Source organism: Ectobacillus polymachus, assembly GCF_048159605.1.
Taxonomy (GTDB): Bacteria; Bacillota; Bacilli; order Bacillales; family Bacillaceae_G; genus Ectobacillus; species Ectobacillus polymachus.
In genome coordinates this window covers 1,787,380-1,804,811 of record NZ_JBLREB010000001.1, presented here as the reverse complement: position 1 = coordinate 1,804,811, position 17,432 = coordinate 1,787,380, and the positions used below count along the sequence as shown (strand labels likewise).

At 38.0% G+C, this 17,432-nt stretch carries 19 protein-coding genes and 1 other annotated feature; of the genes, 17 read left to right on the top strand and 2 right to left on the bottom strand.

The window, feature by feature from the left end; all coding sequences use genetic code 11:
* The first annotated feature begins 2 nt into the window (after positions 1–2).
* From mreD to pheA, 16 genes are all read left to right on the top strand, one after another.
* Positions 3–521, top strand: a complete 519-nt coding sequence (gene mreD, locus ACM5BR_RS09290; RefSeq protein WP_416827498.1) for a rod shape-determining protein MreD — start codon at positions 3–5, stop codon at positions 519–521.
* Positions 522–571: 50 nt separating this feature from the next.
* On the top strand, positions 572–1,255 hold the full coding sequence (gene minC, locus ACM5BR_RS09285; RefSeq protein ID WP_416827496.1) for a septum site-determining protein MinC: 684 nt from the start codon (positions 572–574) through the stop codon (positions 1,253–1,255).
* Positions 1,256–1,257: 2 nt separating this feature from the next.
* On the top strand, positions 1,258–2,055 hold the full coding sequence (gene minD, locus ACM5BR_RS09280) for a septum site-determining protein MinD (protein WP_416827494.1): 798 nt from the start codon (positions 1,258–1,260) through the stop codon (positions 2,053–2,055).
* A 177-nt stretch (positions 2,056–2,232) separates the two neighbouring features.
* Entirely contained in the window at positions 2,233–2,973 is a 741-nt protein-coding gene (locus tag ACM5BR_RS09275; protein ID WP_416827492.1) for a peptidoglycan DD-metalloendopeptidase family protein, read from the top strand.
* A 10-nt stretch (positions 2,974–2,983) separates the two neighbouring features.
* Positions 2,984–3,832, top strand: coding sequence for a M50 family metallopeptidase (locus ACM5BR_RS09270; RefSeq protein ID WP_416827881.1), 849 nt, complete (start codon positions 2,984–2,986; stop codon positions 3,830–3,832).
* Between the two features lie 105 nt (positions 3,833–3,937).
* Entirely contained in the window at positions 3,938–5,338 is a 1,401-nt protein-coding gene (locus ACM5BR_RS09265) for an Rne/Rng family ribonuclease (RefSeq protein ID WP_416827880.1), read from the top strand.
* 67 nt (positions 5,339–5,405) lie between these two features.
* Positions 5,406–5,479 (top strand) — a sequence feature (ribosomal protein L21 leader region).
* Positions 5,480–5,493: 14 nt separating this feature from the next.
* The gene (rplU, locus tag ACM5BR_RS09260; protein ID WP_416827490.1) at positions 5,494–5,802 is read left to right on the top strand and encodes a 50S ribosomal protein L21; all 309 of its coding nucleotides are present in this window, start codon (positions 5,494–5,496) and stop codon (positions 5,800–5,802) included.
* A 7-nt stretch (positions 5,803–5,809) separates the two neighbouring features.
* Complete coding sequence (locus ACM5BR_RS09255; protein ID WP_416827488.1) at positions 5,810–6,133, top strand: ribosomal-processing cysteine protease Prp; 324 nt, start codon at positions 5,810–5,812, stop codon at positions 6,131–6,133.
* A gap of 17 nt (positions 6,134–6,150) precedes the next feature.
* The gene (rpmA, locus tag ACM5BR_RS09250; RefSeq protein WP_416827487.1) at positions 6,151–6,441 is read left to right on the top strand and encodes a 50S ribosomal protein L27; all 291 of its coding nucleotides are present in this window, start codon (positions 6,151–6,153) and stop codon (positions 6,439–6,441) included.
* Between the two features lie 65 nt (positions 6,442–6,506).
* Entirely contained in the window at positions 6,507–7,046 is a 540-nt protein-coding gene (locus tag ACM5BR_RS09245) for a Spo0B C-terminal domain-containing protein (RefSeq protein WP_416827485.1), read from the top strand.
* A gap of 14 nt (positions 7,047–7,060) precedes the next feature.
* Positions 7,061–8,344 carry a GTPase ObgE gene (gene obgE / locus ACM5BR_RS09240; RefSeq protein ID WP_416827483.1) on the top strand — a complete coding sequence of 428 codons (1,284 nt, stop codon included), beginning with the start codon at positions 7,061–7,063 and terminating at the stop codon, positions 8,342–8,344.
* Positions 8,345–8,449: 105 nt separating this feature from the next.
* Positions 8,450–9,154: a response regulator transcription factor gene (locus ACM5BR_RS09235; protein ID WP_416827481.1), complete on the top strand. Its 705-nt coding sequence runs from the start codon at positions 8,450–8,452 to the stop codon at positions 9,152–9,154.
* On the top strand, positions 9,144–10,211 hold the full coding sequence (locus ACM5BR_RS09230; RefSeq protein WP_416827479.1) for a sensor histidine kinase: 1,068 nt from the start codon (positions 9,144–9,146) through the stop codon (positions 10,209–10,211). The genes ACM5BR_RS09235 and ACM5BR_RS09230 overlap by 11 nt, the downstream gene beginning before the upstream one ends.
* 107 nt (positions 10,212–10,318) lie before the next feature.
* On the top strand, positions 10,319–11,095 hold the full coding sequence (locus ACM5BR_RS09225; protein ID WP_416827477.1) for an ABC transporter ATP-binding protein: 777 nt from the start codon (positions 10,319–10,321) through the stop codon (positions 11,093–11,095).
* Positions 11,070–12,968, top strand: a complete 1,899-nt coding sequence (locus tag ACM5BR_RS09220; RefSeq protein ID WP_416827475.1) for an FtsX-like permease family protein — start codon at positions 11,070–11,072, stop codon at positions 12,966–12,968. The genes ACM5BR_RS09225 and ACM5BR_RS09220 overlap by 26 nt, the downstream gene beginning before the upstream one ends.
* 205 nt (positions 12,969–13,173) lie before the next feature.
* The gene (pheA, locus tag ACM5BR_RS09215) at positions 13,174–14,025 is read left to right on the top strand and encodes a prephenate dehydratase (protein WP_416827473.1); all 852 of its coding nucleotides are present in this window, start codon (positions 13,174–13,176) and stop codon (positions 14,023–14,025) included.
* Between the two features lie 39 nt (positions 14,026–14,064).
* Here the strand turns inward: pheA and ACM5BR_RS09210 are convergent, their stop codons facing one another.
* On the bottom strand, positions 14,065–14,610 hold the full coding sequence (locus ACM5BR_RS09210) for a transcription repressor NadR (RefSeq protein WP_416827471.1): 546 nt from the start codon (positions 14,608–14,610) through the stop codon (positions 14,065–14,067).
* The gene (locus ACM5BR_RS09205; protein WP_416827469.1) at positions 14,607–15,755 is read right to left on the bottom strand and encodes an IscS subfamily cysteine desulfurase; all 1,149 of its coding nucleotides are present in this window, start codon (positions 15,753–15,755) and stop codon (positions 14,607–14,609) included. The genes ACM5BR_RS09210 and ACM5BR_RS09205 overlap by 4 nt, the downstream gene beginning before the upstream one ends.
* A 134-nt stretch (positions 15,756–15,889) precedes the next feature.
* Here ACM5BR_RS09205 and nadB point away from each other — a divergent pair, with 134 nt between their 5' ends.
* Positions 15,890–17,416, top strand: coding sequence for an L-aspartate oxidase (gene nadB / locus ACM5BR_RS09200; protein ID WP_416827468.1), 1,527 nt, complete (start codon positions 15,890–15,892; stop codon positions 17,414–17,416).
* Positions 17,417–17,432: the final 16 nt, after the last annotated feature.

The following is a 17,432-nucleotide window of genomic DNA, read 5'->3' as shown; positions in this document are numbered from 1 at the left end:
AGATGAAAAAATTTCTTCTTCCTCTCCTGCTTCTTATTGCCTTTGGATTTGAAAATGTATTTGCAACTTTTGTTCCTACCAATCTTTTTGGAGATAAAAGCATAGCTGCACCTCATTTTCTTTTTATTGTACTATTATTTATTGTAGTATACTATAATGCTACGAATGGTATCTTATATGGAATGCTATTCGGATTTATTGTTGATATTGTATATTCTGAACTATTAGGAATGTATTTATTTGCTTTTCCCATCTTAGCTTATCTCGTTTCCAATGCAATGAAAATCCTTCAAGTAAACCTATTTATTGTATCTTCGCTTGTTCTTATAAGTGTGGGTATACTTGAGTATTATACATACGGACTTTTGTTGTTATTAGGGCGCACAAATCTTTCAGCAAGTGCCTTTTTTACGGATCGATTTCTTCCTACGCTACTATTAAATGGTATTTTCTTGGTGATTTTCTGTTTTCCATTGAGAAAATATATATTGCGCATTTTTGCTGCAGTTGAGGAAATGTAAAGAAGGATTATCTTATTTTATGTCGAATTAAATCGTTGGGGTGAGTGTTGGTGATGGAACGAAAGCAACAATACGTAACGATAAAGGGAACAAAAGATGGACTTACATTGCATCTTGATGATTCCTGCTCCTTTCAGGATCTGTTGCAAGAAATTGATGAAAAACTTTCAAATAGTAACTATGCCAGTGGAGAGTGTCCGCTCATTGAAGTACAGGTGAAAGTAGGAAATCGATATGTAACACCATACCAAGAAGAAGAACTTAGAACCCTTATCCGTAATAAAAAAAGTCTCGTAGTAGGAACAATTGAAAGTAAAGTTGTGACGAAAGAGGAAGCACTAGAATGGAAGAGGGAGACGGAAATTATATCCGTAACGAGAACGGTTCGTTCTGGTCAGACATTAGAAGTGAAAGGCGATCTTCTCTTGATTGGTGATGTAAATCCTGGAGGTAAGGTACTCGCGGGAGGAAATATATTCATCATCGGAGCATTACGTGGAATTGCACATGCAGGCTATTACGGTAATAAAAAAGCAATTATAGCTGCGTCGCTAATGAATCCTCTACAAGTCAGAATTAGCGATGTTTTGAGCCATACAATAGAAGCTAAGGAAAGCAATCATGAAATGGAATGCGCTTATCTAAATCAAAACAATGAACTAGTTGTTGGACGCGTTCAACTTCTTACTCATCTCAGACCGAATTTAACTAGGCTAGAAAGGGGAATTAGTTAGCTGTGGGAGAGGCAATTGTAATTACATCTGGAAAAGGCGGAGTCGGTAAAACAACGACATCTGCAAATCTTGGGACAGCTCTAGCTCTATCTGGTAAAAAAGTGTGCTTGGTTGACACTGATATTGGGCTTAGAAACTTAGACGTAGTAATGGGACTGGAAAATCGAATTGTATTCGATCTCGTAAATGTAGTTGAGGGCACTTGTCGTTTACCACAGGCCTTAATCAAAGATAAAAGATTTGATGATCTATATTTATTGCCTGCAGCTCAAACAAGCGATAAAACGGCTGTAAATCCTGAACAACTAAAAGAGATTATTAACGAATTGCGTCAAGACTTTGATTACATACTTATTGATTGTCCAGCTGGAATCGAACAAGGATTTAAAAATGCGATTGCGGGAGCAGACAAAGCTATTGTTGTCACCACTCCAGAAGTATCTTCTATGAGGGATGCTGACCGAATTATTGGTCTCTTAGAGACGGAAGATATAGAACCACCTAAGCTGATTATTAACCGAGTTCGTAGCCATTTGTTAAAGAATCATGAAATGCTTGATGTAGATGAAATTGTAAGAACTCTTTCTATTGAACTTATCGGTGTTGTGGAAGATGACGATTTAGTGATAAAAGCAACAAACTCGGGTCAGCCGGTAGCTTTAAATCCAAGCGGAAAGGCTTCACTTGCTTATCGGAACATCGCAAGACGCTTATTGGGAGAATCGGTACCTTTGCAATCGTTTGATTCAGATAAAGAGAATGTCCTAATGAAAGTTAGAAGATTTTTAGGATTTAAGTAGGCTCTTCGTGTTATCGCGAAGGGCTTTTTTGATAGATACATATTTTGTAAGGAACATTTTAACTCTAGATATGTGCAAATTTATTCGGATTTAGGAGGCCCTGCCGTGGAGCTTTGTCATATCTCATTCGGACAACTCATACATATGTACAAAGTATGAGTAGAGGATGGGAATCATATGAATAAAAAGCGGATTAATCAAATTCGAAAGCGAATTGAAAAACGTAAGGCGAAACAACTGCAGATGACTGCTTGGAAAGAAATAGATGAACCTGCTTTGCCTGTAGAGGAACAATCGCCAGCTATTATAGAAGAAGTTTCTCAAGAACATCCCCTATTTAAAAAAGAAATCTTTTTAATGAAAATTCTTTTTTCCTCTATTCTCGTACTAGGAACTGCAATTATTATGAAAAATCCATCATCTTCTCTTCAAGATATACGAAAAACGATTGAAACGACGATGCATGAGGAGTTTCAATTTGCCTATGTATCACAATGGTATGAACAACAATTTGGAAAGCCACTTACCTTTCTTCCTTCATCTGAAAAAAAGGAGAGCGGGACATATGCTGTTCCCGCTACAGGAAAGGTTCTTCAAACCTTTAAATCAAATGGCCAGGGAGTAATTGTAGAAACGAGCAGTAATGCTGTTGTCGATGCAGTTGATGGAGGAGTAGCTATTTTTGTAGGAAAAAAGGCCGATCTAGGAAATACGATCATTATTCAGCATGGTGACGGAACACAATCATGGTATGGAAATTTATCTCAGGTTTCCGTTTCTGTATATGATTCTGTGAAAAAACAACAAAAAATTGGTGTGGTGCAAAATAATGGGAACGGTAAAACAGGAAACTTCTATTTTGCATTAAAGAAAAACGAGATGTTTATCGATCCGATTCAGGTGATATCCTTTGAATAAGTATGTCGGTATGCTCTACAAGCTTTCGATTCATCCTTTATTTTGGGGAGTCATTTTTATCGGTGTATGGACAGCCCATTTTAAAGAATTGCTTGTCTTGTTTACAATTGTTTTTTTTCATGAATTAGGCCATGCGATAGCTGCTACGCATTATAATTGGCGTATCCGAAAAATACAATTGCTGCCTTTCGGTGGAGTTGCTGAATTAGAAGAGCATGGAAATAAGCCATTAAAAGAGGAATGCATCGTACTGATAGCAGGACCGGCACAGCATTTTTGGATGTTTTTGTTCGCATATCTATTGCATAAGAATGGGCTGATGAGTGAAAGTCTATACACTTTCTTTATATGGAATAACCTATCCATCCTTCTCATAAACTTGCTTCCGATTTGGCCGCTTGACGGGGGAAAACTGTTATTTTGTTTATATTCGATGGCTACTTCCTATCTACGTGCCCACCAAATGATGCTGTTTACATCCTTCATCTGTAGCATTCTTGCGATTGTAGCAGGCTTGCTATGGAATAAAACAAATATTACAATGTGGACGATGCTTATCTTTTTACTTATATCCTTATATATGGAATGGAGACAGCAGCCATATGCATTTTTACGTTTTTTGCTTGAGCGGTATTCGAATAAGTCAACAGTACTTAAAAGTATAACATCTATTACCGCACATAAAAGTGATCCGCTATACGAAGTATTTATGAAATTTCGACGTGGCTGTAAGCATTCTGTTATTATTAAGGAAAAGAATAAACAGTATATATTAGACGAGAACGAATTATTATACGCCTATTTTTCAGAGAAACGAATTCGTTCTTCCATTGGAGAAATACTTCATATAGGAAGGTAAAGGAATCATATCTTTACATGTACGTTACCTTCTTGCGAGTAAATACATACAAAGATTCACTTCGAATACATAGTTAAATAGTGAAGATAGAAAGAGGATTTTATGATGAGAACATTATATATGAATGCCGTAGGCGCAGAGAAACGAATTGCTCTAGAGGAAGAAGGGCAGCTTGTAGAGCTTTTTTTTCAACGACCAAATGATGGTGGTATAGCTGGAAATGTATACTGGGGAAGAGTAACACGAGTATTACCTGGTATGCAGGCGGCATTTGTGGATATCGGAACTGAAAAGCAAGCCTATTTACATCGTGATGATATTGCGAAAGAAAATGGACAGCACATTTCTCAGCTCATTCATCAAGGTCAAGCGCTGCTCGTGCAGGTTGTAAAGGATGCTATTGATCAGAAGGGGCCGAAGCTTACCACAAAAATTGAATTGACAGGTAAGTATGTCGTGTACTTACCTACTGAGCCCATTGTGGCTATTTCTAAAAGCATTGATGAACGTTCGAAACGAGAGGAACTACATCATCTTGGCACGCATCTTGGTGGGGGATTCATCTTTCGAACAGCATGTAAAGATGCCAGTCTTTCTAATGTAGATTTGGAAGCTGAGAAGTTAAAAGGAATGTATGAGAAGCTGAAGCGTGACAAAACAACTGTCCCTGCTCTCGTTCATACATCTAGGTCTTTTCTAGAACATGTTCTGCAGGAAATTCCTTCTCATACGATTGCCACCGTTTACGTTGATAATTCATTGGCTTATAAAGAAGTAGTAAAAGAAGTAGGGGAACAGAAGGTTATTTTGTATAAGGAAAAGGAATCTATATTTGATTTTTTTCATATTGAGCAGCAAATAGAACAAGCAATGAAAAAGGTCGTTTGGCTTGATAATGGGGCGTATCTTCTAATTGAGCAAACAGAAACCATGACAGTGATTGATGTAAATACAGGAAAATATACAGGTAAAAGCGAGCAAGCCGATACGGTTCTGCACACAAATTTATATGCGGCTAAGGAAATAGCAAGGCAGCTGCGGTTACGTGATATTGGCGGAATGATTGCCATAGATTTTATTAATATGAAGGATGAAATGAGTAAAGAGCGTGTGAAGCAAGAATTGTTGCATGAACTAAAAAAAGACGGAACGACAACACGTGTCTTTTCCTTTACCGCACTAGGAATTTTAGAAATGACACGAAAACGGAAGAAAAAGTCCTTACACGATTATTTATTTGCTCCTTGCCGCTTTTGTAAAAACGGATTTGAATTGGCTCCGGATACTATTGCTTATCAGTTACAAAGAGAGTTATTACAATACAAAGGAACGGATTATGAGGCAGTATTGGTAGCAGCTTCGCCTAGTGTACAGGCGATCTTTCAGGAACTTCATTTGGATCAAGGCTTACCTTTAGACATCGTATTTCAAACGAAAGAAGTACATGATTATACGATTCTATTCTTTGGCACGAAAGATGAAGTAGTAGGCCGGAAAAACATATAGTGTTTGTTGACATCACTATGCTTTCATGATAGTATTTTCATGTTATAGTTTATAGCACCCATTTCGCTATATACTACAACCGCACAAATTAGGTTTAAATGACATTTCGTCTACCTTTTTTTGGCGAGTCTGAGTAATTATGAGGAGGTGCAAATATGTACGCAATTATTGAAACTGGTGGTAAACAACTTAAAGTAGAAGCAGGTCAAGCAATCTATGTTGAAAAGATCGACGTAGAAGCTGGTGAAACTGTTACGTTCGACAAGGTTCTTTTCGTTGGTGGCGAAACTGTTAAAGTAGGTAGCCCTGTTGTGGAAGGTGCAACAGTTACAGCGAAAGTTGAAAAACAAGGTCGCGCTAAGAAAATTATCGTTTTCAAATACAAAGCGAAAAAGAACAACCGTAAAAAACAAGGTCATCGTCAACCTTACACGAAGCTTGTAATCGAAGCAATTAACGCGTAAGTTTGCTATGATTAAGGTTACATTCAATCGAAGTAATCGTGGTATTCAATCGTTTGAGATGACTGGACATGCAGAGTTTGCCAAGCATGGTCAAGATATCGTGTGCGCTGGTGCATCTGCTGTTGTATTTGGTTCCATCAATGCGATTGAAGCACTTTGTAATGTGAAGGCGGACATAAATCTTGGCAAAGATGGCGGTTATTTACAATATACGTTACCTGAGCTAGATAGCGTTACCTATCAGAAAGCACAGCTGCTTTTAGAGGCAATGCTTGTTTCGCTGAAAACCATTGAATTAGATTACGGTAAGTATATTCGCATATATGATTGATATAGGAGGTGAATTAGATGTTAAGATTGGATCTTCAATTTTTCTCCTCTAAAAAAGGGGTAGGTAGTTCAAAGAACGGTCGTGACTCTCAGTCAAAACGTCTTGGTGCTAAACGTGCAGACGGTCAATTCGTTTCAGGTGGATCAATTCTTTACCGTCAACGCGGTACAAAAATTTATCCGGGTGTTAACGTTGGTCGTGGTGGAGATGACACATTATATGCAAAAGTTGACGGCGTAGTACGCTTCGAGCGTCTTGGTCGTGACCGCAAACAAGTGAGCATATATCCTGTTGCTCAAGAAGCATAAGAAACTCACGGAAAGCTCTAACCTGGGTGCAGGTTAGAGTTTTTCTATATTAAAGGGGTTATAACATGGACAAAAAATGGACGGTTGTGGATGCTCTCAGACATTCACGTCATGATTGGCTAAATCGCCTACAATTAGTGAAATCTCATCTTTCTCTTGGAGGAGTAGATCGAGTACAGGAGCTAATCGAAGAATTTGTAGGAGAAGCGCAACAGGAAGCACGTCTCATAAGTTTGAAAATGCCTCTTTTTACAGAATTATTGCTCACCTATAGTTGGAATTCTCCTCCATGTCAATTAGAATTTGAGGTATTAGGAGAAGAACAGCTTCCACTTACCTATTTCGATCAAACAATAAATAAGTGGACAAAAGAATTGTTAGGATTGTTACATCAATCAGTTGATCCACATGTTGAAAATCATGTTTGTGTAACCATTGAACAAGAAGAGAAGAAAACGCATTTTTTTTACGATTTTCGTGGAAAACTAACAGATACAAAGGCGATTACAAATTGGCTTGCCCATTGTAAAGACCAGTCATTTCATCTTACGTATTCCATCCAGATTGAAGAATTTAGCATAGAGTTACAACCAATAGAATTGTAAAGAGTGGTGAAGTTATGTTTGTAGATCAAGTAAAAGTATATGTAAAAGGCGGCGATGGCGGTAACGGTATGGTAGCGTTTCGTCGTGAAAAGTACGTTCCTATGGGCGGTCCGGCTGGTGGTGATGGCGGGAAAGGCGGCAATGTCGTATTCGTTGTTGAAGAAGGCTTACGTACGTTAATGGATTTCCGCTATCAGCGTCATTTTAAGGCTACGCGCGGCGAACACGGCATGAGCAAAAGCCAACATGGTAGAAATGCAGAGGATATGATTGTGAAAGTTCCGCCAGGTACAGTTGTTTCTGATGTAGATACAGGACAAGTAATTGCTGATTTAGTAACACACGGACAGAAAGCTATTATTGCAAAAGGTGGCCGTGGCGGCCGTGGTAATATTCGTTTTGCTTCCCCTGCAAACCCTGCACCGGAAATCGCAGAAAATGGCGAACCTGGTCAAGAACGCAACATCATGCTTGAATTAAAAGTACTCGCCGATGTAGGGTTAGTAGGCTTTCCAAGTGTAGGGAAATCTACTCTTCTTTCTGTAGTATCTGCAGCACGTCCGAAAATTGCTGAGTATCATTTTACTACGATTGTACCGAATCTAGGAGTAGTAGAAACAGAAGATGGTCGAAGCTTCGTTATGGCGGATCTTCCAGGTCTTATTGAAGGTGCTCATGAAGGTGTAGGCCTTGGACATCAATTCTTACGGCATATTGAGCGTACGCGTGTTATTGTTCATGTTATTGATATGTCTGCAATGGAGGGCCGGGACCCATATGAAGATTACCTTACTATAAACAAAGAGTTGTCGGCATACAACCTCCGTTTAACAGAGCGTCCACAAATTGTTGTTGCGAATAAAATGGATATGCCTGATGCCGAAGAACACTTGCAAAGGTTTAAAGAAAAAGTCAAAGAAGAGGTTCAAATTTTTCCAATCTCCGCTATATCGAGACATGGAGTGCGGGATTTACTGTTTGCAATAGCGAATCTGTTAGAGACAACTCCAGAATTTCCACTTGAAGCTGTGGAAGAAGCGCCGTCAACGGTAATGTACAAGTTTGAACAGAAACAGCAAGATTTCACTATTACGAAGCAAAGTGATGGATCATTCGACGTAAGTGGAAAAGAACTGGAGAAATTATTTAAAATGACGGACTTCACTCGTGATGAGTCTGTACGAAGATTTGCTCGTCAGCTGCGAGGAATGGGGATTGATGAAGCATTACGTGAGCGTGGCGCCAAAAATGGTGTTACCGTTCGAATCTTAGAATATGAATTTGAATTTATCGACTAAAGCTACTTGTTTACAAGTGGCTTTTTTTTAAGGGCGTTTAAAATTATGTAGACATCCTTCTATCTACCTCATTATTTTTTATATAATGGATAAGGAGGGACAAGTATGTATAAGATTCTGTTAATTGAAGATGATAATAAAATTTCTGAACTATTAGATGATTATTTAAAACGATATGGCTATGTACCACATCGTTTGCAGGATTTTCGAAATATAAATAATGAAGTGGAGAGTATTCATCCGCATCTTATTTTACTCGATATTAATCTACCATATTTTGATGGTTTTTATTGGTGTAGACAAATTCGAGCAAAATCAAATGTACCCATTATTTTTATTTCTGCCCGTACAGGAGACATGGATCAAGTATTTGCTATCGAAAATGGCGGGGATGATTATATAACAAAGCCGTTCCATATGGATGTAGCGATGGCAAAAATTAAAAGCGTACTTCGCCGGACATATGGTGAGTATGCTGTGCAAGAACAGGAATATGTTTCGGTACATGGACTTCTGTTATTTCCCACACAGCATATTATGCAATGGAAAGAGAAGAAAGTGGAACTGACAAAGAATGAATATAGTTTGTTAGAGTGCCTTGTAAAAAAAACAAATCAATATGTATCTCGGGAAGAACTTCTTGAAGCATTATGGGATGAAATCGCATTTGTTGATGATAATACTTTAACCGTGAATGTGAAGCGTGTTCGTAAAAAATTAGAGGAACTAGATATTAAGCAGGCAATTGTAACGAAGAGAGGATACGGATATTCATTTACAACGAGTTGGAGTGATCCAGGTGAATCTTAGAAAGTATATCTATGATAGAGCAGTTTTTTTTACAATCTATCTAGTAGGGATAGGAGTATTACTTCTTGTGGTAGAGCTAGATCTCTCTATGAATGGCAAAAAACTTGAATGGACAAGTCTTTTCTACGGTTTAACGCTTTCCTTCTTTTTTTTCCTCGTATTTTTAGCCATTGATTATACAAAATGGCATGCATTTATAAAAAAAGTAGAAGCATATAATCAATCCAAGCGAATATGGAATGTAAACATAGGAGCACTAGGTCGAACAACCTATGAGCAAAAGCTTGTACTAGAAGCAATCACAACTCTTCAACAACAATATGCAAATGAGATTGATGAATTGCATCGAAAACGCAGACAGGAAAGTATTTTCTTAAATCAATGGATTCATCAAATGAAAACACCCGTTGCTGTGATTGAGCTATTGATACAAAAGGCCAAACAAAATAAATGGACAAATGATGATGTTTTACCGAGTATTCAAGAAGAAAATATACGGATTTTGGATGGGTTAGATTTAGCACTACATATGGCACGGCTCGATCAATTTGAGAAGGACTATAAGATAGATAAAGTTGATCTTCTACCATTCGTACGGAAGTTAATTAATGAAAATAAGAAAAGATTTATTCATTATGGTGTGTTTCCAAAAGTAGAAGGATCGACTTCACATATTATACATACAGATTCTAAGTGGCTCGCAATTGCATTAAAGCAGGTAATTGGCAATGCTTTGAAATATACAAAACTGTCAAGCTGCGAGAATAAAATGGTTACATTTCGATTTATAGAGACAGATTCATCGGTAGAGCTTCAGGTGCAAGATAATGGAATCGGTATTCCCAAACAAGATGTGAATCGAGTTTGGGAACCATTTTTTACGGGGAGTAATGGAAGAAAAACAAATGAAGCGACGGGGATGGGGTTATATATTACAAAGAATATATGTGACAAGCTTCATCATACATTAACAATACAATCTATCGAAGGGGAAGGAACAACGATCACCTTTCACTTTGTAAAGGAAGAAGCATATTTCAAAATGATGCAAAAGTGACAAAAATGTAAGCTGCATTCTTTACAATGTAAGGAAAATCACACGTTTTTCTTTTCCATTTTTTTTATAGTAAAGATAGAAAAACGAAAAGAGGAGAGGAACGAGTGATGAGCGTATTAGAAGTTAGAGGATTATCGAAGGTGTATCAATCGAAAGGTTCTGTTGCTACTACAGCACTGCAGGATATTGATTTAATCATCGAAGAAGGGGAATTTGTTGGGATTATGGGGCCATCAGGTAGCGGGAAAACGACGCTGCTCAATATTCTTGCAACCATTGATAAACCGACCTCTGGTCATGTTTATATTAATGCGAAAGAAATTACTAAAGAAAAAGGTGCTGGATTAGCGAGGTTTCGCCGAGAGCATTTAGGCTTTATTTTTCAAGATTTTAATCTCCTTGATACTCTTACGATAAAAGAGAATATTATGTTACCGCTTGTATTAGGAAATTATTCGATACAAGAAATCGAAAAACGCGTGAAAGAAATTGCGAGTTTTCTACACATCACTGAAATTCTTGATAAGAAAGTGTATGAGACATCCGGAGGACAGCAACAACGCGCTGCTGCTGCACGCGCTATTATCCATGAACCTAGTCTGATTTTGGCAGATGAACCGACAGGAAATTTGGATTCGAAGTCTGCGAAAGCTTTAATGACAGCCCTGAAAGATATGCATCATAAAAAACGTGTTACCATTACGATGGTCACACACGATCCGTTTGCCGCAAGTTATTGTGAGAGAATTATATTCATTCGCGATGGAAAGTTGTTTACAGAAATCCGCAAAGGGGAAAAACAGGAGGCTTTCTTTCAAGAAATATTAGGGGTACAAGCGATGTTAGGGGGAGATCAGCATGAATTTTCGCCATCTCGCTCTTAAAAATGTAAAAGGAAATTGGCGAAGCTACAAAGCGTTTTTATATAGCAGTATTTTTTCCATTATCATTTTTTTCATGTATGCATCGTTTATCTATCATCCTGATGTCGTGAATGGCCAAATGCGTGTACAAGTGAGAGATGCATTAGCAGGATGTAATTATTTAATTATCGGGTTTTCTGCTTTGTTCATCCTCTACTCGAATTCTACTTTTATACGGTCACGTAAGAAGGAGCTTGGATTACTTACGTTACTAGGAGCAACAAAATCCCAGATTTCACGTATGCTCATTTGGGAGCAGCTGTTGATAGGTACCCTTTCTATCGTAATAGGTATTGGAATTGGAGCGCTATTTTCAAAATTGTTTTTTATGATGATGAGCAACTTACTAGGAGTGGACAATCCTATTCCTTTTGTTTGGAACATGAAACCGATTTATATAACAGCACTCACGTATTTCTTCGTATTCTTCATCCTAGCCATTCTTGGGCTTTGGAATATCCGTAAACTAGAGATTATTGAGTTACTGAAAGATGCTCGAAAACAACGGATTGAACCGTTTGCTTCAAAATGGCTATTGCTTGTAGGTGTTATTGCTATCCTTACTGCTTATGGATTAGCTATGAAAGTGAATTTAACAAATTTCGCTGTCTATTTCTTACCTGTAGTCGGACTTGTTATTGTGGGAACGTATTTCTTCTTTACACAAGGCAGCATATCTATTTTACAAATGATGAAGAAAAAGAAAGGAACGTATTATAAAAATCCGAATCTATTTGTCATTAGCAATCTCGTTTATAAAATGAAGGATAATGCAAGATTTTTATTTACCATTACTATTCTTATGACTATTGTTGTTTCTGCAACAGGAACAATGGCTACGTATGCTGGGGAATTGAAGAATATTGTACTAAAATCAAGACCGCATGCAATAGCATATACATCAAACGGAAACGATGAATGGCTATCGGAGAATGAAATGAATCAGCAGCTACAAAAACATGGTTTTCAGGATGCGAAGAAAGTGACTCTAGAAACACTTCCTGCAAAGTTTCCATCCAATCAAGGAGATGAGCTTTCTGTTTCTATTGTATCGGAAGAAGCATATAACCGATTAGCGACGCAGCATGGAAAACGAATACTTTCAAATAGAGCAGGCAGTGGGACACTTGTTTATCCGGAATCATATGGAGATTTTCGGTTTTATACTGGTGACATCTTTCAGTTTACGATGCAAGGAAAAACGAACAATATGAAATTGAATGAGCAGTATACGGCATCTGTTATCAATAATGATAATGAGCAAGTCAATCTTTTATTTGTTGTGAATCCGGAAGATTATCAAAAACTAGCAACTACTGTTCCAGATCAGGCTAAAAATATTTACCACGGCTATGAAATTTCAAATTGGGAAAAAACAGCACCTCTTGTCAATGATGTTCGCAATACTGTTCCCAAGGATAAGAAATATAGTGTTACCGAGATTGTGCTCTCCTACAACGAAATCAAGCAAAGCGGAGCACTCACTTTATTCATCGGAGCATTTATTAGTATTCTCTTTTTCTTTGCTGCTTGCAGCATGACCTATTTTAAGTGGTTTCATGATATTGATAGAGATCGGATTCAGTATAAATCCTTACTGCGAATTGGCATGACGCGTAAAGAAATTAAAGCGATTGCTAGTCGTCAAATGGGAACCATCTTTTTCATCCCAATCCTTGTAGGCAGTATCCATAGCGCTGTTGCTATGTATGCGTTAAGTAGCATGTTGCGTATAAACCTATTGCAAACGAGTCTTATCGTAATTAGCTTATATTGGATCGCATCTGGTATCTATTTTTGGGTCGCACAGCGTGAATATATGAAACATATTTAGTAGTCTTTCATTAAAACATACTACAGGCCCTGTAGTATGTTTTGTTGTTTCTAGAGAATTGAGAAAGGTTATTCAAAAACATGTAAATTAAAGGGATATATTGTTATATGCTAGTCTTTTTTGTAAGAATATTCGAATTATATATAGAAGTAATAGCCACTTCGTGTTATAACTAGAAACATAACAAAAAAGAGGAGAGGAAATTATGTCTTATCGTGTAGGATATTTAGGCCCAGAGGCAACATTTACGCATATGGCGGTGAATCGTCATTTTCCTGAGGCAAATCGCATTCCGTATGCAACGATTCCAGATTGTATGGATGCAGTAGCAGACGGTTCGATTGATTTTGCGGTCGTACCATTGGAGAATGCGATTGAAGGATCAGTAAATATTACAATTGATTATTTAATTCACGAACAGCCCCTTTCCATTGTTGGAGAGATTACGCTTCCAGTTCGTCAGCATTTGCTTGTACATCCTGATCACGAAGCAACATGGGAAAGTACAAAAATTGTATATTCTCATCCTCATGCGCTTGCACAATGTCATAAATATATGAATACACATTTAAAAGGTGTTCGCATGGAGGAAATGAACAGTACGAGCGCTGCAGCACTATATGTGAAAGAGCATCCGGAATATCAAATTGGTGCGATTGCAAATGAATTGGCAGCTGAAAAATATGGACTTGTTGCAGTAAAGAAGGATATACATACTTATCAAAATAATCGTACGAAGTTTGTTGTCTTGCATAAACAAAAAAATGAGGAGCTTATCTTTAACGGTAACAAGCAAGGAGAGAAGACGACGCTTATGATTACGCTGCCTTCGGACTATGCAGGAGCCTTGTATCAGGTGCTTGCAGCATTTGCGTGGAGAAAGCTTAATCTAAGTAAAATTGAATCACGCCCGATGAAAACAGGACTAGGAAACTACTTTTTCATAATTGATGTAGAAGGACCATTTGATTCAATCTTATTACCCGGTGCAAAAATGGAGCTAGAAGCTCTTGGATGCCAGGTATCGACTCTCGGTCATTATCCTTGTTATGAATAAAGAAAAAGAGTGACTTGTCATGTCACTCTTTGGTGAAAATTAATCTTCTAAGAGAATGCCAGCCTTTTCTAAGTCTAGACAAACGGCATTTAGCTTTTCAACAGAATCTGCTCGAATCGTATGAAGATGAATACCTCCGGTCAACTGAGACAAATAAGCAGCCTTTGTATCCAATACTTTATTCATATATTGCTCAACTTCATGGCGTGTACTTACCATGATAGGGGCAGTTAAATCTCCGTAAATAGGATGTTCAACTTTTACATCCTCAACCGTTACACCATGATCGACTAAAATCGTTAATTCTTCTCGAACACGTTCCGGTTTATGGATGCAGGCGATGACTCTTTCAAAGCTAGATTGCATGGATTGAGGCTTTAAATACAAATACCCTTGAGAAGTAGCAATAATTGGTTCATTTCTTGCCTTTAGTAAGGATATATCTTGTACAATTACTTGCCTGCTTACATGGGTTTTTTTCGATAGTTCACTACCAGATAAAGGCTGGTTTGCCGTACGTAAGCACTCTAGGATATAGGTTCTCCGCTCTTCTCCTAAAATTTTCTTTTTATTTGATTCGTTCATAGTACAAAAGCGCCTCCAGAGAATTGATGAATCATTTTTTTAATTACTTCAAGTGTAATGTGTATATGGTCTTTCGTTGTATGAGCCCCGAATGAAAAACGAACATATTGTTTAGCTGTTTCTGGACTTTTCCCTATAGCAAGCATCGTTTGGGATGGATTTTGCTTATGACTATGACAAGCGCTTCCTACAGATATGGCAATCCCATTTCGATTACATTCTAACATCGTGTATTGTCCTTCTATTCCTTCAATTGTAACGCCAACAATATTCGGCATTCGTAACGTATTGTGCCCCTCTATCGAAATAGGATGAGAAATGTTGCGAAGCCCATCACAAAATAGTTGTCGTAATGTTTCTAAACGGTTTGCTTCCTCATTTTGTTTATTGATCATGATCTCAGCAGCAGTCAAAAATGAAGCGATACCTGGAACATTAACTGTGCCAGGACGAAATCCATTTTCATGGGAAGTACCTTCCCATACGGACTTCCACTGTACCCTTGGATTCATGTAGCAAGCGCCGACACCCTTTGGCCCATATATTTTATGGGCAGAAATAGACAAACAATCTATATTCATTGCCTCTACATCAATCGGTATTTTTCCAAATGTTTGTACACAATCTGTATGAAATAGTATATCATGCTTTTTTAACAATGAACCGATTTCTGTAAGTCTTTGAATGGTTCCAATTTCAGAATTTGCATGCTGAATGCTTGCAAGAACTGTATTATGTTGAATCGCATTCTCAAGTGCTTTCATGTCAATTAAACCGTATTTGTCGACAGGTATATACGTAATGGAAAATCCATCTTTCTCTAATTCATGGAAATAGTTACGTATTGATGCATGTTCGATTGGAGTAGAAATAATATGTTTCCCTTTTCGTTTCTGTGCCAAAAGCAAGGAATGAAGAGCGAGCATATTTGATTCAGAGCCACCGCTAGTAAAGAAAATGCCCTCTTTCCTGCCGTTTATAAAGGTTGCAAGTTTTTTTCTACAAGCCTGTAACAAAGAACTTGCACGTGTACCTACGTCATGTAAACTTTGCTCATTTCCGAAATACTGGACAGCTGCTTGTTGATATGTTTGTAAAGCTTCATCACTCATAGGTGTTGTAGCAGCGTAATCTAGATAAATCATATCGTCAGCCTCCTTTCGTTCATAACTTCTATTTGTAAGTTTCCATCGTATCCAAAAAAGTTCTTGTCATTATTTTAATAATATGTAAAGATAGGTGTCAAGACACTTGTATATATACTTTAGGAGGCGAACCTATGCAGGCTACAGATGTTCTTATTATAGGCAGCGGTATTGCTGCTCTATGTGTAGCACAGCAAATTTGTGAGGAAAAGAATGTGATTATAATCACAAAGAAAATGAAAAATGATAATAATTCTTGGAAGGCACAGGGGGGAATTGCTGCAGCTGTCGCTTCCTCAGATCATTGGATAAATCATTATGATGATACCTTGCATGCAGGGTGTCATTACAACAATCAGGAGGCCGTTTCGTATCTTACTATGCAAGCTCCTATTGAAATGAATCGATTAATCAAAAATGGTATGAAGTTTGATAGAAGTAAGAAGGGATTAAGTCTTGGTAAGGAAGGAGCCCACAGTACAAACCGTATATTACATGCAGGCGGGGATGCTACAGGTATGCATGTCCTTTCGCATATTCGCGAACAGGTTACAGAGCATGTAACGATTGTAGAGAATGAAATGGTTCTTGAACTATTAATACAAGACGGAGTATGTATCGGCGTAATGACGCGAGATGAGCAGAATGTGATCAAAACGTATTATGCGAGTCATACCATATTAGCAACGGGTGGAGTTGGCTCTCTTTACTCTTTTAGCTCGAATGATGGAACGATAACAGGAGACGGACTAGCTATGGCGTATCGGGCGGGAGCAAATGTTGTTGATTTAGAATTTGTACAATTTCATCCGACAATGCTCTATATGAACAATCGGTCCTGTGGATTGGTGTCAGAGGCGGTTCGCGGGGAAGGAGCTATTTTAGTGAATGCTAAGGGAGAGCGATTTATGCAATCTCTGCATCCACTAGCAGATCTAGCTCCAAGAGATGTTGTAGCTCGTGCCATTCATAAGCAAATGATGAATGGAGAAAAAGTCTATTTGGATATTTCGATGATTGATTCATTTACATCTCGGTTTCCTATGATTACTGCATTGTGTGAAGAACATGGACTATTGCTAGCTAAGCAGCAGCGGATTCCTGTAGTACCAGGCGCGCATTTTCATATGGGGGGAGTTCAGACAAATCTTGATGGAGAAACATCGATTCCAAGATTATATGCCGTAGGGGAAGTAGCATGCAATGGGGTTCATGGAGCAAATCGGCTTGCTAGTAATTCGCTTTTAGAAGGAATTGTATTTGGTCATCGACTGGGAGAATATTTACGAAGACAGGGTAATGAAATGCCAAAGAAAGAAAATATACGCATAAGTGAAGGAAAGAAGAGAATGACTCTCCCTTCTAAACAAGAAATTCAAGAGAAGATGATGAAATATGTAGGGATTGTAAGAACAGAAAAGGGCTTGGTCCATATGAAACAGTGGCTTACACCGTATAAAGATATTTCTATAGATGAATCGTATTCAAATGACGAGATTACCCTTATTAACATGTTGACCGCTGCAAATTTAATTACATCAGCCGCCTTGCAGCGAAAAGAAAGTATCGGGGGACATTATCGAAGTGATTTTCCAATACTGGGTCAAACACATGAACCCATCGTATTAGCAAAAAAAACAGAGGCTCATCAATTGGCGTAAAAAAGGAGGGTGAAAC